Raw genomic sequence first — 19910 nt, 5'->3', positions numbered from 1 at the left:
GCGGCCCGGCCCGCCCAGGACGGCTCACCCCGCGGCGCCCCCACCGCCCTCCCGTCCCGGACCGGTCAGCACCGCCACGCCCCGGGCGGCCAGCCCCACCCGCGTCACCGCCGCCGCCCGGGGCGCCAGCGCGTCCCGCATCGGCTCCGGCAACGCCACCTCCGCCGCCCGGCCCCCGTGGTTGAGCAGGAACAGGTACCGGCCGCCGGGGCCCTCCCGCACCGCCGCCTGCACCCCCGCCGGCAGCCCCGGCACCACCGGCGCCACGCCCGCCGCCGCCCGCACGTCGTCCAACAGGGCCCGCAGCAGCGCCGGTTCCGGTCGCGTACCGACGTACCACGCCGTGCCCCGCCCGTAGTCGTGCCGGGTCACCGCCGGCTCCCCGGCCAGCTCACCGTCCAGGAACCGCGCCACCACCTCCGCGCCCCGCACCACGATCTCCTCCGCCCACAGGTCCGCCCGCCCCGCGTACGGCCCGTCGCCGACCGCCACCGACCGCCCCTCGGCCAACGGCCAGAACTCCGCCACCCGCAGCCCCAGCAGTTCCCGCAGCGGGCCCGGATAGCCCCCCGGATGCACCCGGTCGCACGCGTCGACGATCCCCGAGAAGAACGACACCACCAGCCGCCCGCCGTCCCGTACGTACGCGGCCAGCCGGGCCGCGTCCCGCTCCGTCAGCAGGTACAGGTTCGGCACCACCACCATCCGGTACCCCGACAGCTCCCGCCCCGGCGGCACCACGTCGCACGCCACCCCCGCCTCGAACAGCGGCCGGTAGTGCGCCAACGCGATCCGCCCGTGGTCCAGCGCCGTGGACGGCCGGGAATCCAGCTCCAGGGCCCACCAGCTCTGCCAATCGGCCAGCAGCGCCACCGAAGCCCGCGACCGGGCCCCCTCGATCCCCGGCACCGCCGCCAACTCCCGCCCCAGCGCGCACACCTCACGGAAGATCCGGGTGTCCGTCCCGCCGTGCGGCACCATCGCCGAGTGGAACTTCTCCGCCCCGCCCAGCGACTGCCGCCACTGGAAGAACAGCACCGCGTCCGCGCCCTGCGCCACCGCCTGCCAGCTCCACAGCCGCATCGCCCCGGGCGGCTTGGGCCCGTTGCGCGGCCGCCAGTTGACCGCGCCCGGGGCCTGCTCCAGCAGCAGCCACGGCTGCCCGTCGCGCGCCGACCGCATCAGGTCGAAGACGTAGCCCGCCCGGACGTGGTCGTCCGGCACCTGCGGGTCCTGGTAGAAGTCCAGCGCCATCACGTCCATCGACGGCGCCCAGCCGAACGCGTCCACCGGCTTGTGCTGCGGCATCAGGTTCGTCGTCACCGGCACCCCGGGCGCCAGCCGCGCCAGCACCGCCCGCTCCGCCAGATAGCACTCCCGCAGCGCCGCGTCACCGAACCGCAGATAGTCCAGCTGCTGCGCCGGATTGGCGAACGTCGGCGCGGTCCGCGGCGGCAGCACCTCCGCGAAGTCCCCGTACGCCTGCGACCAGAACGACGTCGACCAGGCGTCGTTGAGCGCCGCCACGCTGCCGTACCGCTCCCGCAGCCAGCGCCGGAAGTGCTCGGCCGACACGTCGCAGAAGCACTGCCGGGTGTGGCATCCGAACTCGTTGCCCACATGCCACATCGCCAGCGCCGGATGGTCCGCGTACCGGGTCGCCACCTGCTCCACCAGCCGTACCGCATGCGCCCGGAACACCGGGCTGGACGGGCAGAAGTGCTGCCGCGCGCCCGGCCAGCGGCGCCGCCCGTCCGGGTCCTCCGGCAGGATCTCCGGGTGCGCGCGGCTCAGCCACGGCGGCGGCGACGCCGTCATCGTCGCCAGGCACACCTCGATCCCGGCCCCGGCCAGGCCGTCCATCACCCGGTCGAACCACCCGAAGTCCCATTCCCCCGGCCGGGGTTCGACCTTCGCCCAGGAGAAGATCCCGGCGGTGACCATGGAGACGTGCGCCGCCTTCATCAACTCCAGGTCCTCGGCCCACACCTCCTCCGGCCACTGCTCGGGGTTGTAGTCGCCGCCGAATCGGATGCCCATCGGACCCCCTGGCTCGCATACGGGAGGAAAGGCGCCGCGCGGCCAGGTGCGGCACACGGCGCCACAGCACGGGCGCCGCCCCCGTCACGACCGCTGCCGGAGCGCCGCCCCACCAGAGGTGTGCCTCACGAGGAGTTCTTGTACACGCTCCACCCGCCGTCCACCACCAGGCCGGCCCCCGTCACGAACGACGCCTCGGCGGACAGCAGGAACGCGATGGCGGCCGCCACCTCCTCGGGCCGGCCCAGCCGCCGCGCCGCGGTCTCCGCCGCGCTCGCCCGCCGCTGCTCCTCGCCGATGCCGTCCCACGCCCCGGTCAGCACCGGCCCCGGCAGCACGCAGTTCACCCGCACCTCGGGCCCGTACTCCACCGCCAACTGCCGCCCCAGCCCGGTCAGTCCCGCCTTGGACGCCGCGTACGCCGGCCGCCCCGGCAGCCCCACCAGCGCATGCACCGACGAGGTCAGCACCACCGCGCCGCCCCGCGCCCGCAGGTCCGCGAGGACCGCCCGCACGCCCAGGAACGCCCCGGTCAGATTCACCGCCAGCTGCCGGTTCCACTCCACCGGCGAGGTCTGGTCGGCCGGTGCCACATGCGGCAGGTACGCATTGCTGACCAGCCCGTCCACCGGCCCGTACCGGGTGTGCGCCGCCGCGACGGCCCGCTGCCAGTCGTCCTCGCCGGCCACGTCGCAGTGCTCGTACGAGGCCCGCCCGCCGGCCGCCCGGATCCGCCGCGCGGTGCGCTCCCCGCGGGCGTCGTCGACGTCCAGCAGCAGTACCGCGGCCCCTTCGGCCGCCAACCGGTCCGCGGTCGCCGCGCCGATGCCCCCGGCGGCCCCGGTCACCAGCACCGTCCGCCCCGAGAACCGCCGTCCGCGCCTGCCACTGCTGCCGTACGGCCCTACGGGCACGGAGCCCGTCCCTCCGGTCTCCTGCTGGCTCATGCCGTGATCCAAGCCCACCCCGGGGCGCCCCGGCAAGAGCGCACCGGCGGCAGTGCCCTATGGACCTAACCCGGCACGTTGTCAAACGGTCCGGTCAGCCGACGCAGCAGACCGGCCAATTCGTGGCGCTGCTGCCGCGACAGCTCGGCGAGGATGGCGCGCTCCTGTGTCAGCAGCCCGGCCAGCGATTCATCCGCCTTGTCGCGACCCTTGGCGGTCAGTCGGACCAGGACCCCGCGCCGGTCGCTGGGGTCCGGCAGCCGCTCCACCAACTCCTTCTTGGCGAGCCGGTCGATGCGGTTGGTCATCGTGCCGGAGGTGACCAGGGTCTGCGTCAGCAGTGCGCCGGGGGAGAGTTGGTAGGGCGCGCCGGCGCGCCGCAGCGCGGTCAGCACGTCGAATTCCCAGGGCTCCAGACCCACCTCGGAGAACGCGAGGCGGCGGGCCCGGTCGAGGTGTCTGGCCAGCCGGGAGACGCGGCTGAGGACCTCAAGCGGCTCCACGTCGAGGTCCGGGCGCTCGCGGCGCCATGCTGCGACCAGTCGATCGACCTCGTCCTCCATGGCGATCAGTGTAAAGGGTCTGTCGACATAAAGTCTCTTGATGGCAAGTTTCTCGACGTCGAGATATATTTTCCTGGACTACTGGGCATCGTCGGCGCGAGCGTGGAATCCGACGAGATGGCCAGAACTCGACCGGACAGCGTTCGCCAAGCTCCACAACAGAAGCCGTGCCGGCCCTGCATCAGCAAAGGGGTTATCGAACATGCACGACGCACCAACCTGGGATCCCCAGCAGTACCTCCACCACTCCGGCCACCGCACCCGCCCCTTCCACGACCTCCTCGCCCGGATACCGGAACTGCCCCGCCCCGACCGCCCCGCCCGCATCGCCGACCTCGGCTGCGGCCCCGGCAACGTCACCGCCCAACTCGTCTACCGCTGGCCGGACGCGCACATCACCGGCTTCGACAACTCCCCCGAAATGCTCAAGGAGGCCGAGTCCCACGCCGGCCCCACCCCCGGCGGCGGCCACCTCGACTTCGCCCCCGCCGACGCCGCCGACTGGACCCCCGAAGAGCCCTACGACCTGATCGTCTCCAACGCGGCCCTGCAGTGGGTCCCCAACCACCCGGACTCGTTCCCCCGCTGGATCGACTCCCTCACCCCCGGCGGCACCTTCGCCTTCCAGGTCCCCGGCAACTTCACCTCGCCCAGCCACGCCCTCCTCGGCGAACTGTGCGACTCCCCGCAGTGGCGCCACCGCCTCGACACCCACGGCCGCCGCTTCGTCCACATCCTCGACCCCGCCGGCTACCTGGAACTCCTCGCCGACCTCGGGTGCGCCACCGACGTCTGGGAAACCACCTACGTCCAGCTCCTCCAGGGCGACGACCCGGTCCTCGACTGGGTCAAGGGCACCGCCCTGCGCCCCGTCCTCACCGCCCTCGAAGACGATCCGGAGGCCCGTGACGCCTTCCTCGCCGAATACCGCGAAGCCCTCCGCCGCGCCTACCCGACCGGCCGCCACGGCACGGTCTTCCCGTTCCGCCGCATCTTCGCGGTAGCCCGGAAACCCGCAGTCTGACCCCGGACGCTCCGCAGTGAGCACCGGTCTCGACCACATCCAGCTCGCCGCCGGCCTGGGGAGGCAGGAGAAGGCTGCTGGTTCGAGACCGGCGCGGTGCGCCGCACCGCCGCCCCGTCAAGTACCCCGCCGCGGAACGGGGATTGCGGCCGAATACCGAGGGTCGCCCCGTACACCCGTGCCTACGATGCCGCCACGGCGACACAGTCCTGACGGCCCATCGGCAACCCCGTACACCCGCACCGCGGGACAACGGGAACGCGCCGTGAGGGGCCGGAGCGGGACGCGTACTTCGAGGGGTGACACATGGCAGCGGGTGCCGCGTTCGGCAGCGATTCGGACGTCCTCAGGACCCAAGGGGGCGCCTTCAAGGAACTGGGCGTCCAGTTCGGCGAGTCGACCAAGACGCTGAAGGACGCACTGGGCGAGGCCGAGAAGGACTGGGGCAACGACATCATCGGCAAGGTCGCCGACTTCTACACGCCGATCCGCGACGGCATCGTCGAATCGATGGAGCACCTCGCCAAGGACCTCGGCGAGATGGGCGGCAACCTCGAAGCGATGGCCGCCAACTACGACAAGGTCGAAGAGCAGAACACCAGTGACCTGCACGTGGTGAGCGCGAACCGCCCGAACCTCGCCGTCTGACCCGTCCCGTCCGAGGACACCGCGCACACCGAGAGGAACGCCGGCCCACTGCCCGGTCCGCGGCCGTCCGGCCCGTTCCCACGCCCATTCACCGCCCGGGGGAGTGACACACCTTGTCCACGCCGTCCATCAACCTGCCGTCCGAGGTCGACTGGATCCTGGACCTGCTCGGCTTCGACTGGCCGGACGCCAAGGAAGGCAGCATCTTCGACGCCTCGCAGGCGTGGTTCCAGTTCGCCGCCGACGTCCGGCTGGCGCAGGGCACGGGGCAGACCGCCGCCAACGCCGTACTGAGCGGCGTCAACTTCGGCGACGCCGTCCAGAAGTTCGAGGAGGCGTGGCGCAAGTACGCCGAGAGCGGCACCGGCTACTTCGAGGTGGCGGCCCTGGCCGCCGAAGTCCTCGGCGCCATGCTCGCCGCCGTCGCCGCGATCGTCCTCGCCTGCAAGATCGCCGTCATCGCCCAACTCGTCGCGCTGGCCATCGAGTTGCTCGCGGCCCAGGCCGCGGCCCCGGTCACTTTCGGCCTCTCCGAAGCCGGCGCGGCCGGCGCCACCGTCGCCACCCGGGTGATGGTGCGGCAGATCCTCCAGCGGCTCGAACGGGAAGTGGTCCAGAAGGTCGAGGAGGCCGCCGAGGAAGCCGCCACCAAGAAGGCCAAGGACATCGCCCTCGACGCCCTGAAGAAGGCCGCGGTGGCAGGCGGCAAGGCGGTCGGCCAGGACCTCGCCAAACAGGGCATCAAGAACTACTTCGGCGCCCAGCACGGCATCGACGCCGGCGAGGCCGCGCTCGCCGGCGGCAAGGCCGCGGTCAAGACCGGCGTCAGCGAGTTCGCCGGCGGCATGGCGGAGCGCAAGGGCGCGCAGAAGCTCCTCGGCGGCAGCGAGGAGGGCGCGCGCGGCGGCAAGTTCGTGCACGACGCGTTCAAGGCGCACGAAGCGGCCGAGGGGAAGAAGGAGAAGTGGGGCGAGCGCGTCGACAAGGGCTTCGACTTCGTGGGCCTCGGCGAGGACAAGGGCGAGTCCGGGGGCGACTCCGGCGGTGAGTCCGGCGGCGGGGAGCAGGAGACCAGGACCGAGCGCCGGCTCCGCCCCCCCGTCGCCACGCCGCCCGCCCAGGAATCCGGCCCCCACTACGTCCCACCGCGCGACATCACCACGATGCCCGCACCCGCGCCGGCCCCGGTCCCGGGAACCGAGAGCGGCCGGAACGAGGCCGAACGCGTCCGCAACGCCTTCGGCTGACAAGGAGCACAGCACCCATGAGCAAGCAGCACGCCACCGGGCTCGGCGACCGCGAATACCCCATCGAGGACAAGGACCTCTCCGAGGAGCAGAACACCCACCTCACCACGGCGCTGCGGGCGGTCCGCGACAACGCCTCGGTATCGCCCGACCTCAAGGACCTGGCCCGCGCCATGCTCTCCGGCCGCCTGGAGATCAAGGACGTACTGGACAGCCCCTCGGGCCACCGCGCCCTGACGTCCGGCCTGGCCGGCCTGCGCGACGAGTGGCGGGCCCTGCCGCCGGAGCAGCGCCAGACCCTCCGGCACAGCGGCGACGAGGACGGGAGCGCCCACGACCGGGACGGCTCGCGCGGCGGCAGCCGGGGAGACCGCCGCACGTACTGAGCGCACCACGGGCCCTCGACGGCGGTGGCGGCGGCGCGCCCCGACCCGGCACGTCCGGCCACCGCCGCCCTCACCCACCCACCACCACCCGCGGGGGCAGACCACCATGGCGAACCACTACGCCGGACAGCCGCAGCCGCAGCCGCAGCCGCAGCCGCAGCCGCAGCCGCAGCCCGGCCAGAATCCGTACTCCTCCCCGCAGTGGGGACAGCCGGCACAACCCGGCTACGGCGCACCCCAAGGCGGCTACGGCGCACCCCAAGGCGGCTACACCCAGCCCCAGCCCGGCTACGCCCAGCCGCAACCGGGCTACGGCCAGCCGCAGCCCGGCCCCGGACACCCGCCGAACGCCCCGCAGCCCGGCTACGGCCCCGTCCACCCCGGCGGCGTGCGGGAGCCGGTCACCCTCGGCGACATCACCGTCTCCGGCGGAACGATCACCCTGCCCACCGGCCGGCTCCCTCTCCACGGCGCGATCTGGGCCGCGCTGGACAAGTCGGAGACCAAGGAGAAGGTCACGGCGGGCGGCGTGTTCGAGGCGGTCACCGACGTGCTGTTCGGCTGGCTGCCCTCGTCGGTCACGGACGCCGTGACGACCGGGTACGTGGAGGTGGCGGTGAGCAGCGCCGGCGTCCACCACACCACGACCATTCCGGTCGACAACCGCGGCGCGGTGGAGATCCTGCTCCGCCAGGTCGAGCACCTCCGCACCTTCAGCGCCTGAACCGGGCCACCGCGCACAGGAGCCCCTGGTGGGCGGCGTGGGCCGCCCACCAGGGGCTCCCCCCTGCGCTTCCGCTCAGTTCTTCCGGTGCCCTATCAGCCGCGGCTTGGGCTCCAGATTCCCCAGCCCGTGCCACGCCAGGTTCACCAGATGCGCCGCGACCTCCGCCTTCTTCGGCCTGCGGGCGTCGACCCACCACTGGCCGGTCAGCGCCACCATGCCGACCAGGGCCTGGGCGTACAGCGGCGCCAGCTTCGGATCGAAGCCGCGGGCCTTGAACTCCAGGCCCAGGATGTCCTCGACCTGCGTGGCGATATCGCTGATCAGCGACGCGAACGTGCCGGTCGACTGGGCGACCGGCGAATCCCGCACGAGGATCCGGAAACCGTCCGTGAACGTCTCGATGTAGTCGAGCAGCGCGAACGCCGCCTGTTCGAGGAGCTCCCGCGGGTGGCCGGCGGTCAGCGCGCCGGTCACCATGTCCAGCAGCTGCCGCATCTCGCGGTCCACGACCACCGCGTACAGCCCCTCCTTGCCGCCGAAGTGCTCGTAGACCACCGGCTTGGACACCCCGGCCTTCGCCGCGATCTCCTCCACCGACGTGCCCTCGTAACCCCGCTCGGCGAACAGCGTGCGGCCGATGTCCAGCAACTGCTCACGGCGCTCCGCACCGGTCATCCGCACCCGGCGGGCCCGCCGGCCTCCCGAAGACGGAGACCCGGAGGACCCGGAGGACTTTCCCTTGCTGCCGTTGCTCGCGCTGTCGATCGCCACCCGTCAATCATGCCCCCAGCGGGGCCTTCTCCTCGCCCCGGGAGCCGTCCTTGCGGCGGGCGTCGATCCGCGCCGCGGTCGGCCACCGCACGTCGTGCGCCCAGCCGGCCAGCTCGAACCAGCGGATCAGCCGGGCGCTGGAATCCAGCTGGCCCTTCATGACCCCGTGCCGGGCGCAGGTCGGATCGGCATGGTGCAGGTTGTGCCACGACTCACCGCAGGAGAGCACCGCCAGCCACCACACGTTGCCGGACCGGTCCCGGGACTTGAACGGGCGCTTGCCCACCGCGTGGCAGATGGAGTTGATCGACCACGTGACGTGATGGAGGAGCGCCACCCGCACCAGGGAACCCCAGAAGAACGCGGTCAGCGCACCCTGCCAGGACCATGTCACCAGCCCGCCGACCAGCGGCGGAATCAGCAGCGACACCACAGTCCACAGCACGAACTGGCGGGAGATCGCGCGGATCGCCCCGTCCTTGACCAGATCGGGGGCGTACTTCTGCTGCGACGTCTGCTCCTCGTCGAACATCCAGCCGATGTGCGCCCACCACAGGCCCTTCATCAGCGCCGGGACCGTCTCCCCGTACCGCCACGGAGAGTGCGGGTCGCCGTCCGCGTCGGAGAACTTGTGGTGCTTGCGGTGATCGGCGACCCAGCGCACCAGCGGCCCCTCCACCGCCATCGACCCCATGACCGCCAGCGCGATCCGCAACGGACGTTTCGCCTTGAACGCGCCGTGCGTGAAGTAGCGGTGGAAACCGATCGTGATGCCGTGGCAACCGATGAAGTACATCGCCGTCATCAGCCCGAGATCCAGCCAGCTCACGCCCCAGCCCCAGGCCAGCGGCACCGCGGCGAGCAGGGCCAGGAACGGCACGGTGATGAACAACAGCAGGGTGATCTGTTCCAGCGACCTGCGCTGCTCACCGCCCAGCGTCGCGGACGGCAGAGCGGAGGCGGCAGAAGAACCAGCGGAACTGTCGAGCGGCATCGGTGACTCTTCCACGGCTTTCGGACCAGCGGTCATGTGGTGTCCCTCGTCGGGGGCTCGGGGGCTCGGGGGCTCGGGGGCTCGGGGGCTCGGGGGCTCGGGGGCTCGGGGGCTCGGGGGCACGGTTACGGCCTACGGGACCGTAACCTACGGTCTCGTAAGTATGGCAGCGGCGCCACCCGCGGCAAGGCCGTGACAGGCCCCCGCCCCCGGCCCTCCGCGCCGGATGCCCATCCTGCGGACGGTGTGATTCCCGGACGACGGGCAGACCTATCCTGGGGGCGTCGGACAGCGCGGTCCGCACCCCGCCCAGACGTGCTCAATGACTGCACCATCCCTTGCAAGGAGCCGCACCTGTGAGCAGTGCCGACAACACCCCCGCCGAGACCGCCACCGCCGGGACCGCCCCGGCCTCCTCCGGCGGCAACGTAGCCCTGCGCGCCGACATCCGCCGCCTCGGCGACCTCCTCGGCGAAACCCTCGTCCGGCAGGAAGGCCAGGACCTCCTCGACCTCGTCGAGCAGGTTCGCGCCCTGACCCGCTCCGACGGCGAGGCCGCCGCCCGGCTCCTCGGCGAAACCGACCTCGCCACCGCCGCCAAGCTCGTCCGCGCCTTCTCCACCTACTTCCACCTGGCCAACGTCACCGAGCAGGTCCACCGCGGCCGGGAACTCCGCACCCGACGCGCAGCCGAGGGAGGCATCCTCGCCCGCACCGCCGACATGCTCAAGGACGCCGACCCCCAGCACCTGCGGGAGACCGCCCGCAACCTCGGCGTGCGCCCCGTCTTCACGGCCCACCCCACCGAGGCCGCCCGCCGCTCCGTGCTCACCAAGCTCCGCAAGATCGCCGAGCTGCTGGACCGCACCGACGTCGCGGACCGCCGCCGCGTCGACCTCCGCCTCGCGGAGAACGTCGACCTGATCTGGCAGACCGACGAACTCCGGGTGGCCCGCCCCGAGCCCACCGACGAGGCCCGCAACGCCATCTACTACCTCGACGAGCTCGGCCGCGGCGCCGTCGGCGACGTCCTGGAGGACCTGGCCGCCGAACTCGAACGCGCCGGCACCGAGCTGCCCGCCGGCACCCGCCCCCTCACCTTCGGCACCTGGATCGGCGGCGACCGCGACGGCAACCCCAACGTCACCCCCCAGGTCACCTGGGACGTACTGATCCTCCAGCACGAGCACGGCATCACCGACGCCCTGGAACACGTCGACGAACTCCGCGGCGCCCTCTCCAACTCCATCCGCAACTGCGGCGCCACCGACGAACTCCTGGCCTCCCTCCAGCGGGACCTCGACCTCCTCCCCGAGATCAGCCCCCGCTACAAGCGCCTCAACAGCGAAGAGCCCTACCGCCTCAAGGCCACCTGCATCCGCCAGAAGCTCCTCAACACCCGCGAGCGCCTGGCCGGCGACACCCCCCACGTCCCCGGTCGCGACTACCTCGGCACCAGCGAACTCCTCGACGACCTCACCCTCATCCAGACCTCGCTGCGCGCCCACCGCGGCGGCCTGATCGCCGACGGCCGCCTGGAGCGCACCCTCCGCACCATCGGCGCGTTCGGCCTCCAGCTCGCCACCATGGACGTCCGCGAACACGCCGACGCCCACCACCACGCCCTCGGCCAGCTCTTCGACCGCCTCGGCGAGGAGTCCTGGCGCTACGTGGACATGCCGCGCGACTACCGCCGCAAGCTCCTCGCCAAGGAACTCCGCTCCCGGCGGCCGCTCGCCCCCACCCCGCCGCCCCTCGACGAGGCCGGCGCCAAGACCCTCGGCGTCTTCCGCACCGTCCGCCGGGCCAAGAAGACCTTCGGCCCCGAGGTCATCGAGTCCTACATCATCTCGATGTGCCAGGGCTCCGACGACGTCTTCGCCGCCGCCGTCCTGGCCCGCGAGGCCGGCCTGATCGACCTGCACGCCGGCTGGGCCAAGATCGGCATCGTCCCGCTCCTGGAGACCACCGACGAGCTGAAGATCGCCGACCAGCTCCTCGACGACATGCTCTCCGACCCCTCCTACCGCCGCCTCGTCGCCCTCCGCGGCGACGTCCAGGAGGTCATGCTCGGCTACTCCGACTCCTCCAAGTTCGGCGGCATCACCACCAGCCAGTGGGAGATCCACCGCGCCCAGCGCCTGCTCCGCGACGTCGCCCACCGGCACGGCGTACGCCTGCGCCTCTTCCACGGCCGCGGCGGCACCGTCGGCCGCGGCGGCGGCCCCTCCCACGACGCGATCCTCGCCCAGCCCTACGGCACCCTCGAAGGCGAGATCAAGGTCACCGAGCAGGGCGAGGTCATCTCCGACAAGTACCTCGTCCCGTCACTCGCCCGGGAGAACCTCGAACTGACCGTCGCCGCGACGCTCCAGGCATCCGCCCTGCACACCGCGCCCCGCCAGTCCGACGAGGCCCTGGCCCGCTGGGACGCCGCCATGGAGACCGTCTCCGAAGCCGCCCACGGCGCCTACCGCCACCTCGTCGAAGACCCCGACCTGCCCTCCTACTTCTTCGCCTCCACCCCCGTCGACCAGCTCGCCGAACTCCACCTCGGCTCCCGGCCCTCCCGCCGCCCCGACTCCGGCGCCGGCCTCGACGGCCTCCGCGCCATCCCGTGGGTCTTCGGCTGGACCCAGTCCCGCCAGATCGTCCCCGGCTGGTTCGGCGTCGGCACCGGCCTCAAGGCCGCCCGCGAAGCCGGCCTCGGCAGCGTCCTCGACGAGATGCACGAGCACTGGCACTTCTTCCGCAACTTCCTCTCCAACGTCGAGATGACGCTGGCCAAGACGGACCTGCGGATCGCCCAGCACTACGTCGACACCCTCGTCCCCGACGACCTCCAGCACGTCTTCGCCACCATCAAGGCCGAACACGAGCTCACCGTCGCCGAAGTCCTCCGCATCACCGGCGAGGCCGAACTCCTCGACTCCAACCCGGTGCTCAAGCAGACCTTCCACGTCCGCGACGCCTACCTCGACCCCATCTCCTACCTCCAGGTCTCCCTCCTCAAGCGCCAGCGCGACGCGGCCGCCGCCGGACAGGAACCCGACCCGCTGCTCTCCCGCGCCCTCCTCCTCACCGTCAACGGCGTCGCGGCCGGCCTCCGCAACACCGGCTGACCGCACCCACCCACACCACGGCGGGGCCGCCCGGAACACCTTCCGGACGGCCCCGCCGTTGTCATACTGGATGCAGAAGGCGACCGGAGGACCCATGACAGAGCAGCAGACCGTTTACCGGCACTTGCGCGAGCTGCGCGACCACCTCACGCCGCCGCCCGGCTTCACCTGGCCCGAGATCAGCGGCGGAACGCTCGTGATGATGATGAGCCCGCGGCCCCGGCACCAACTCACCGCGAAGCGGATCGTCCAGCAATTGGACCCGCAGCTACCGGATGATCTTCTGGCCTTCGAGTCCACCGACACCGACGACGAGGCCCTCGGCAAGCTCCGCATCCCGGACATCCACGTCAGCACCGCTGCTGCCATGGACACAGAAGAGCCTCTCGACCCGCGCGAGATCGTTCTCGCCATCGAGATCGTCTCCCCGTCCAACCCGGACAACGACTACGAGGAAAAAACCCGCGACTACCCCGCCATGGGCATCCCCCACTACCTGATCCTCGACCCCCGCGACGGGACCTGGACCTACCAGTGGGACATCGACACCAGCCAGGGGCGCCCCGCCTACGCCAACCGCCTCAGCAAGCAGCCGTACGGCGAACCCGTGAAGATCGCCACCGACCTCGGCACGTGGACGATCGACGCCACCGACCTGCCCCGCTACAGCGCCAAGGACATGTACCAGGAGTAGCGGCCGACCGGGCCTCGCCCGCTCACGAGTTGTACGTCGTCTGCGCCCGCTCCAGGCCCTCCACGACCAACGCCTCCACCGCGTCCGCCGCCCGGTCCACGAAGTACCCCAACTCCTTGCGCTCCGCCGACGAGAAGTCCTTCAGCACGAAGTCCGCCACCGGCATCCGGCCCGGCGGCCGTCCGATCCCGAACCGCACCCGGTGGTACTCCGCACCCAGCGACTTCGTGATCGACTTCAGGCCGTTGTGCCCGTTGTCGCCGCCGCCCAGCTTCAACCGCAGCGCGCCGTAGTCGATGTCCAACTCGTCATGCACCGCGACGATGTTGGCCACCGGCACCTTGAAGAAGTCCCGCAGCGCGGTCGTCGGCCCGCCCGACAGGTTCATGAACGACGACGGCTTGGCCACCACCACCCGACGGCTCAACGGTCCCGGCGGGCCGATACGCCCCTCCACCACCTGGGCCCGCGCCTTGTGGGCCTTGAACCGGCCCCCCATCCGCTCCGCCAGCAGATCCGCCACCATGAACCCCACGTTGTGGCGGTTGCCGGCGTACTCCGGGCCCGGGTTGCCGAGCCCCACGATGAGCCAGGGGCTCGCCGCATCGGTCATGTCCACGTCTCCTCAAAAACGACCCAACCGCCGCCCCGGCGCCGTCCGGCACCGCGACAGCGGTTGGGAAGAAAACTACCGCGCGAGGACTCAGGCCTCGGCGCCCTCGCCCTCGGCGGCCTCGGCCGGGGCCTCCGCCTGCGCGGCGACGACCTGCAGCACCGGGGTGTCGCCGTCGACGGTCAGCGACGCGCCGGCCGGCAGCTCGATGTCCTTGGCCAGCACGGTGTGACCGGCGTCCAGGCCCGCGATCGACACGGTGACGGACTCGGGGATGTGGGTCGCCTCGACCTCGACCGGCAGCGTGTTGAGCAGGTGCTCCAGCAGGTTGCCGCCGGGGGCCAGCTCGCCCTCGGTCTGGATCGGCAGCTCGACGGCGACCTTCTCGCCCTTCTTCACGGCCAGGAAGTCCACGTGCACCAGGAAGCGACGGATCGCCTCGCGCTGCACCGCCTTCGGGATCACCAGCTCGTCGGTGCCCTCGCCCTCAAGGCGGATCAGCGCGTTCGGGGTCTTCAGCGCCATCATCAGCGCGTGGCTGTCGACCGCCACGTGCTTCGGCTCGGCACCGTGGCCGTAAATGACCGCGGGAACCTTCGCCTCACGGCGCAGACGACGCGCCGCGCCCTTGCCGAAGTCGTTCCGGGCCTCAGCGACAAGCTTGATCTCAGCCATGCCAGCTCCTCGTATCTCAAAGAATCTGCGGGGCGTCACCCGGCCCACGACAGACCTGCTACGAAGAGCGCGTCGATAACGGACCACCGCCACAAAAAGGCGGCCTCCCTCGCCGAGCAACTCCAGGAGTCTACCCGGCGGGAAGGCCGCCCCCAAGTCGATCTAGCCGGCCACCGCCGACCGCCGACTCACTGCTCGTCGAAGAGGCTCGTCACGGAGCCGTCCTCGAACACCTCACGGATCGCCCGCGCGACCGTCGGCGCCATCGACAGCACCGTGATCTTGTCGAGCTCCAGCTCCGAAGGCGTCGGCAGCGTGTTGGTGAACACGAACTCGCTCACCTTGGAGTTCTTCAGCCGGTCCGCGGCCGGACCCGACAGCACGCCGTGCGTCGCCGTCACGATCACGTCCGCCGCACCGTTGGCGAACAGCGCCTCGGCCGCCGCGCAGATGGTGCCGCCGGTGTCGATCATGTCGTCGACCAGGACGCAGACCCGGCCCTTGACGTCACCGACGACCTCGTGGACGGTGACCTGGTTCGCCACGTCCTTGTCCCGGCGCTTGTGGACGATGGCCAGCGGCGCGCCCAGGCGGTCGCACCAGCGGTCCGCCACCCGCACCCGGCCGGCGTCCGGGGACACCACGGTCAGCTTGTCGCGGTCGACCTTGGCGCCCACGTAGTCCGCCAGCACCGGCAGCGCGAAGAGGTGGTCCACCGGGCCGTCGAAGAAGCCCATGATCTGGTCCGTGTGCAGGTCCACGGTGACGATGCGGTGCGCGCCCGCCGTCTTCATCAGATCCGCGATCAGGCGCGCCGAGATCGGCTCGCGCCCACGGTGCTTCTTGTCCTGACGCGCGTACCCGTAGAACGGCACGACCACGGTGATGCTGCGGGCCGAGGCCCGCTTCAGCGCATCAATCATGATCAGCTGTTCCATGATCCACTTGTTGATCGGAGCCGTGTGGCTCTGGATCAGGAAGCAGTCCGCGCCACGCGCCGACTCCTGGTAGCGGACGTAGATCTCGCCATTCGCGAAGTCGAAAGCCTTCGTCGGGACCAGGCCCACACCCAGCTGGTGCGCGACCTCCTCGGCAAGCTCGGGGTGGGCGCGGCCGGAGAAGAGCATCAGCTTCTTCTCGCCGGTCGTCTTGATCCCGGTCACAGCAAATCTCCTTGCATCACAGTTTGCATGCGCTCATCACCGTACGCCCCGCACGGCGTACCCGTTGGCACAGTCACCGCTCACCCTCGGACTTCCGGCCGGACCCCTGACCCGGCTCCCCATCCTGATGAGCGGACGAAGCGGCCTGCGCGGCGGCGCTCCCGGGCCGCTTGCGCGCGACCCAGCCCTCGATGTTCCGCTGCTGGCCGCGTGCGACCGCCAGCGAACCCGGGGGCACATCCTTGGTGATGACCGAACCGGCCGCGGTGTACGCGCCGTCCCCGATCGTGACGGGCGCCACGAACATGTTGTCCGAGCCCGTCTTGCAGTGCGACCCGACCGTCGTGTGGTGCTTGGCCTCGCCGTCGTAGTTCACGAACACGCTGGCCGCACCGATGTTGGTGTACTCGCCGATCGTCGCATCCCCCACGTAGGAGAGGTGCGGCACCTTCGTGCCCTCGCCGATCTGCGAGTTCTTCATCTCGACGAACGTCCCGGCCTTCGACTTCAGGCCCAGGACCGCGCCCGGACGCAGGTACGCGTACGGACCCACCGAGGCCTCCGGCCCGATCTCCGCACTGTCGGCCACCGTGAACGACACCGACGCCCCCGCACCCACGGCGGTGTCCTTCAGCCGCGACTGCGGGCCGACCTCGGCCCCCGCGGCCACGTGCGTCGACCCGAGCAGCTGCGTCCCCGGGTGCACCGTCGCGTCCTGCTCGAACGTCACCGACACGTCCACCCACGTCGACGCCGGGTCGACCACCGTGACGCCGGCGAGCATCGCCTGCTCCAGCAGCCGCGCGTTCAGCAGCCGCCGGGCCTCCGCCAGTTGCACCCGGTTGTTGATCCCCAGGATCTCCCGGTGGTCCGCCGCCACCGCGGCACCCACCCGGTGCCCCGCCGACCGCAGGATCCCCAGTACGTCCGTGAGGTACTCCTCACCCTGGCTGTTGTCCGTACGCACCTTGCCCAGCGCGTCGACCAGCAGCCGCGCGTCGAACGCGAACACCCCGGAGTTGATCTCCCGGATGGCCCGCTGCGCCTCGCTCGCGTCCTTGTGCTCGACGATCTCGGTCACCGCGCCGGACGCCCCGTCCCGCACGATCCGCCCGTAGCCCGTCGCGTCCGGCACCTCGGCCGACAGCACGGTCACGGCGTTGCCGTCCGCGGCGTGCGTCTCGCTGAGCCGCCGCAGCGTCTCGCCGGTCAGCAGGGGGGTGTCACCGCACACCACGACGACCGTGCCGTCCAGCGTGACGCCGTCGCCGGTCAGCTCCTCCAGCGCCGTGCGGACGGCGTGGCCGGTGCCGTTCTGCTCGTACTGCACGGCGGTGCGGGTGGCGGGATCGATCGCGGCGAGGTGCTCCCGCACCTGCTCGCGGGCGTGGCCGACGACCACGACGAGGTGTTCGGGGTCCAGCTCACGGGACGCGGCGACGACGTGTCCGACGAGGGATCGGCCGCAGATCGCGTGCAGGACCTTGGGGGTCGTCGACTTCATGCGGGTGCCCTCACCCGCTGCGAGAACGACGACGGCGGCCGGGCGGTTGGCGCTCACGGGATGCCCTTCGGCTTCTTGGCTACTTCGGGTGGTGGTCATCCGAAGGATACCGGGGCGTTTTGCGGAGGAAACGAGGGCGGGTCCTGACCGACTGGTCAGGACCCGCATACAGAGCTGTGGTGACTGTGCTCCCCCGCCAGGACTCGAACCCGGACTTAAGGTACCAAAAACCTCAGTGCTGCCTATTACACCACAGGGGAGTGTAAAGCCGACCGAATCGGACATTCCGTCAGGCGGTCGCTCGACTCCCAACACTATGCCGTACCACCAGCCTTCGATGCGACGGTATGGATCAGCAGCTTGAAAAACTCGCAGTACGAGGCGGTCCCGGTGCGCCTCTCCCGCGCGAGGACGCCGAGGCCGGCGAGGTCGACCCCGCGGTGCCCGGCGGCCGCCACGCCGGCTGTGACGCGGATCATCACCCGGTGGTCGATCCGCTCCGGTCGGGGGCGCGGGGCTTCGGGGCCGAGGTCGGGGCGCGGAGGGGCGGAAAGCCGCGCGCTGCAACGGTTCGGGCGATAACTGGGCGTAAAGGCTGGTAACGGGCCGGATGTGAGGTGGGAGCGGGCCCGGGGAACGCGGGGCGCCGCCCGTACGCTGGTCGGTATGACCGCAACGGGGGCAAGTGACAGCGTGGCCGCGCGAGGGAGGCCGGGGGGCGGTCCCTGGTGGTGGGCGCGGCGGCGCAGCGTCGTCCTGGACGTGCTGCTCGCCGTGGCGTCCACGGTGGAGTGCATGGCCGAGGGCGTGCCGTTCGCACACTCGTCGGGGATCCCGGTGGTGGCGGGGGTGCTGCTGGGTCTGGTGGCCGGGCCGGTGCTGCTGCTGCGTCGGCGGTGGCCGGTGGCGGTGGTGCTGACGTCGATCGCCGTGATGCCCACGGAGATGGGCGCGCTGCTGAGCGTGGTGGGGCTCTACACGCTCGCGGCGTCGGACGTGCCGCGGCGGATCATAGGGCTGCTGGCCGGGATGACGGTGGTCGGCACCGTGGTGACGACGTTCTTCAGCATGCGGCAGGACGTGGCCGCGCAGCCGGAGTTCCATCCGCCGGGGTGGTTCGTGACGGTGATGGCGCTGGCGGTGGGGCTGGTGCTGACGGCTCCGCCGGTGCTGTGGGGGCTGTACGTCGGAGCGCGGCGGCGGCTGGTGGAGAGCCTGCGGGAGCGGGCGGACGGTCTGGAACGGGAGCTGTCGCTGCTGGCGGACCGGGCCGAGGAGCGCGCGGAGTGGGCCCGTAACGAGGAGCGGACGCGGATCGCGCGGGAGATGCACGACGTGGTCGCGCACCGGGTGAGCCTGATGGTGGTGCATGCGGCGGCGCTGCAGGCGGTTGCCCTGAAGGACCCGGAGAAGGCGTCGCGGAACGCCGCCCTGGTGGGGGACATGGGGCGGCAGGCGCTGACGGAGCTGCGGGAGATGCTCGGGGTGCTGCGCACGGCGGACGGTGCGGCGGTGCGCGGGCCGGCGGGTTCGGACGAGCCGGAGCGGTTGGCCGCGGTCGCGTCGCGGGTGTCCCGGCAGGCGGCGGAGGGTGCCGCGGAGGCGCCGGCGGTCGCGGGGGCGGCCGGGGGGCCGGCGGGCGGCGCGGACCTGGACGGGGACGGGCCGTGGTTGGCGGAGCTGGGGGAGTTGGTGGACCAGTCCCGGGTGGCCGGGATGGCGGTGGAGTTCTCGGTGCACGGCGGTGACGGGGAGCCGGACGAGGTGGGCGTCGCCGGTGTGCGCCGGTATGCGGCGCGGGTGGAGCAGACCGTGTACCGGGTGGTGCAGGAGGCGCTGACGAACGTGCACAAGCATGCGCCGGGGGCGCGGGCGCGGGTGCGGTTGGCGCATCGGGTCGGTGAGGTGGCGGTGCAGGTGGAGAACGGCCCGTCGGAGCGGGGCGCGACGGACGCCGGGCTGCCCAGTGGGGGGAACGGACTGGTGGGGATGCGGGAGCGGGTGACGGCGCTGGGCGGGGTGTTCGTGTCCGGGCCGACGGAGGCGGGGGGCTTCCGGGTGTCGGCGGTGGTGCCCTTGGGGGCGGCGGGCTGAGGCCGGTGCCCCGGGGGCCGTCGGTGTTCGGTGCCGGTGCCTCGGGGCTGATGGGTGCCGTCTGCGCCCCGCCGCGGGGGCGTTCCCTCGTACGTCCCGTCCGGTGGCGCGTCGTGCGTCCCGGGGTGCGTCCCGACAGGTGTCGCGTCAGTCGCCGGAGACGGTGAGGCGGCTGGGGCGGGTGCCCAGGATGAGGGTGCTCAGCGCCTGGTCGAGGTCGGGGCCGAGGTACCAGTCGCCGGTGTGGTCGAGGCTGTAGACGCGGCCCTCGGTGTCGATGGCGAGGGTGGCCTGGGGGTAGGTGGTGCCGCGGGTCGCCTTGGTGTCGGGGAGTTGCTCCTGTCCGAGGGGGGCGACGTGGGTGTCGAGGGCGCGGCCGAGGTCCCCGAGGGTCCGGGCGAGGTGGAGGCCGAGGAGGGGGTCGATGACGAAGGGGGTGGGGGCGATGTGGCGGCCGGGGCCGGGACCGGCGATGGACAGGCCGCCGAACTCGGCCCAGGCCTCGACGGCGGCCGGGAAGACCGTGTGGCGGTGGCCGGCGGGGGAGGTGTGGCCGCCCAGGGCGTCGGCCCAGTGTTCGGCCTGCTGTATGTCCCAGCGGCCGGGTTGCCAGCCGGCGTTCTGCAGGGCGATGTCGACGGCGGCGGGGAAGCGGGTGGAGCCGGGGTCGTCGTGGGCGGGGGTGGGCGGCATCGTGG

Annotated in this window: 18 protein-coding genes and 1 tRNA gene; 8 read left to right on the top strand and 11 right to left on the bottom strand. The window is 71.9% G+C overall.

Annotated elements, in window-relative coordinates; all coding sequences use genetic code 11:
• Nucleotides 1–24: 24 nt before the first annotated feature.
• From CG747_RS31140 to CG747_RS31130, 3 genes are all read right to left on the bottom strand, one after another.
• Nucleotides 25–2040 carry a beta-galactosidase gene (locus CG747_RS31140; RefSeq protein WP_100605195.1) on the bottom strand — a complete coding sequence of 672 codons (2016 nt, stop codon included), beginning with the start codon at nt 2038–2040 and terminating at the stop codon, nt 25–27.
• A gap of 125 nt (nt 2041–2165) precedes the next feature.
• Nucleotides 2166–2987 carry an SDR family NAD(P)-dependent oxidoreductase gene (locus CG747_RS31135; RefSeq protein WP_100605194.1) on the bottom strand — a complete coding sequence of 274 codons (822 nt, stop codon included), beginning with the start codon at nt 2985–2987 and terminating at the stop codon, nt 2166–2168.
• A 65-nt stretch (nt 2988–3052) separates the two neighbouring features.
• Nucleotides 3053–3550: a MarR family winged helix-turn-helix transcriptional regulator gene (locus CG747_RS31130; RefSeq protein WP_016573281.1), complete on the bottom strand. Its 498-nt coding sequence runs from the start codon at nt 3548–3550 to the stop codon at nt 3053–3055.
• A 202-nt stretch (nt 3551–3752) separates the two neighbouring features.
• Here CG747_RS31130 and CG747_RS31125 point away from each other — a divergent pair, with 202 nt between their 5' ends.
• From CG747_RS31125 to CG747_RS31105, 5 genes are all read left to right on the top strand, one after another.
• Nucleotides 3753–4574, top strand: a complete 822-nt coding sequence (locus CG747_RS31125) for a trans-aconitate 2-methyltransferase (RefSeq protein WP_100605193.1) — start codon at nt 3753–3755, stop codon at nt 4572–4574.
• 306 nt (nt 4575–4880) lie between these two features.
• Nucleotides 4881–5222, top strand: coding sequence for a hypothetical protein (locus tag CG747_RS31120; protein ID WP_100605192.1), 342 nt, complete (start codon nt 4881–4883; stop codon nt 5220–5222).
• A gap of 113 nt (nt 5223–5335) precedes the next feature.
• Complete coding sequence (locus tag CG747_RS31115) at nt 5336–6469, top strand: hypothetical protein (RefSeq protein ID WP_100605191.1); 1134 nt, start codon at nt 5336–5338, stop codon at nt 6467–6469.
• 17 nt (nt 6470–6486) lie between these two features.
• A complete protein-coding gene (locus CG747_RS31110) occupies nt 6487–6855 on the top strand; it encodes a hypothetical protein (protein ID WP_180985771.1) in 369 nt (122 codons plus the stop codon).
• Between the two features lie 106 nt (nt 6856–6961).
• Complete coding sequence (locus CG747_RS31105) at nt 6962–7579, top strand: hypothetical protein (RefSeq protein WP_100605190.1); 618 nt, start codon at nt 6962–6964, stop codon at nt 7577–7579.
• A 75-nt stretch (nt 7580–7654) separates the two neighbouring features.
• Here the strand turns inward: CG747_RS31105 and CG747_RS31100 are convergent, their stop codons facing one another.
• Nucleotides 7655–8353: a TetR/AcrR family transcriptional regulator gene (locus tag CG747_RS31100; RefSeq protein ID WP_100605189.1), complete on the bottom strand. Its 699-nt coding sequence runs from the start codon at nt 8351–8353 to the stop codon at nt 7655–7657.
• Nucleotides 8354–8360: 7 nt separating this feature from the next.
• Entirely contained in the window at nt 8361–9383 is a 1023-nt protein-coding gene (locus CG747_RS31095) for a fatty acid desaturase (RefSeq protein ID WP_100605188.1), read from the bottom strand.
• A 320-nt stretch (nt 9384–9703) separates the two neighbouring features.
• Between CG747_RS31095 and ppc the strand changes: the two genes are divergently transcribed.
• Together ppc and CG747_RS31085 are read left to right on the top strand one after the other, a co-directional pair.
• Nucleotides 9704–12469 (top strand): phosphoenolpyruvate carboxylase, encoded by a 2766-nt coding sequence (ppc, locus tag CG747_RS31090; RefSeq protein WP_100605187.1) that lies wholly within the window; start codon nt 9704–9706, stop codon nt 12467–12469.
• Nucleotides 12470–12563: 94 nt separating this feature from the next.
• Nucleotides 12564–13163, top strand: a complete 600-nt coding sequence (locus CG747_RS31085) for a Uma2 family endonuclease (protein WP_100605186.1) — start codon at nt 12564–12566, stop codon at nt 13161–13163.
• 22 nt (nt 13164–13185) lie between these two features.
• On the opposite strand, the gene pth is transcribed toward CG747_RS31085, so the two are convergent.
• The 5 genes from pth to CG747_RS31060 all read right to left on the bottom strand — a co-directional run bounded on the left by pth (nt 13186) and on the right by CG747_RS31060 (nt 17378).
• The gene (gene pth, locus CG747_RS31080) at nt 13186–13776 is read right to left on the bottom strand and encodes an aminoacyl-tRNA hydrolase (protein WP_180985770.1); all 591 of its coding nucleotides are present in this window, start codon (nt 13774–13776) and stop codon (nt 13186–13188) included.
• 90 nt (nt 13777–13866) lie between these two features.
• Nucleotides 13867–14451 (bottom strand): 50S ribosomal protein L25/general stress protein Ctc, encoded by a 585-nt coding sequence (locus CG747_RS31075; protein WP_100605184.1) that lies wholly within the window; start codon nt 14449–14451, stop codon nt 13867–13869.
• A gap of 188 nt (nt 14452–14639) precedes the next feature.
• The gene (locus CG747_RS31070; RefSeq protein ID WP_100605183.1) at nt 14640–15614 is read right to left on the bottom strand and encodes a ribose-phosphate diphosphokinase; all 975 of its coding nucleotides are present in this window, start codon (nt 15612–15614) and stop codon (nt 14640–14642) included.
• A gap of 73 nt (nt 15615–15687) precedes the next feature.
• A complete protein-coding gene (gene glmU / locus CG747_RS31065) occupies nt 15688–17175 on the bottom strand; it encodes a bifunctional UDP-N-acetylglucosamine diphosphorylase/glucosamine-1-phosphate N-acetyltransferase GlmU (protein WP_100605182.1) in 1488 nt (495 codons plus the stop codon).
• Nucleotides 17176–17306: 131 nt separating this feature from the next.
• Nucleotides 17307–17378: transfer RNA gene (locus CG747_RS31060), tRNA-Gln, on the bottom strand.
• 406 nt (nt 17379–17784) lie between these two features.
• On the opposite strand from CG747_RS31060, the gene CG747_RS31055 reads away from it, so the two are divergent.
• Entirely contained in the window at nt 17785–19212 is a 1428-nt protein-coding gene (locus CG747_RS31055) for a sensor histidine kinase (protein WP_100605181.1), read from the top strand.
• Between the two features lie 147 nt (nt 19213–19359).
• Here the strand turns inward: CG747_RS31055 and CG747_RS31050 are convergent, their stop codons facing one another.
• Nucleotides 19360–19905 carry an SUKH-3 domain-containing protein gene (locus tag CG747_RS31050; RefSeq protein ID WP_100605180.1) on the bottom strand — a complete coding sequence of 182 codons (546 nt, stop codon included), beginning with the start codon at nt 19903–19905 and terminating at the stop codon, nt 19360–19362.
• Nucleotides 19906–19910 lie beyond the last annotated feature (5 nt).

The sequence above is a fragment of the Streptomyces sp. CB02959 genome (genome assembly GCF_002803155.1).
Classification (GTDB): Bacteria; Actinomycetota; Actinomycetes; order Streptomycetales; family Streptomycetaceae; genus Streptomyces.
Note: the sequence above shows the minus strand (reverse complement) of the source record. Positions and strands in the feature narration are given on the sequence as shown.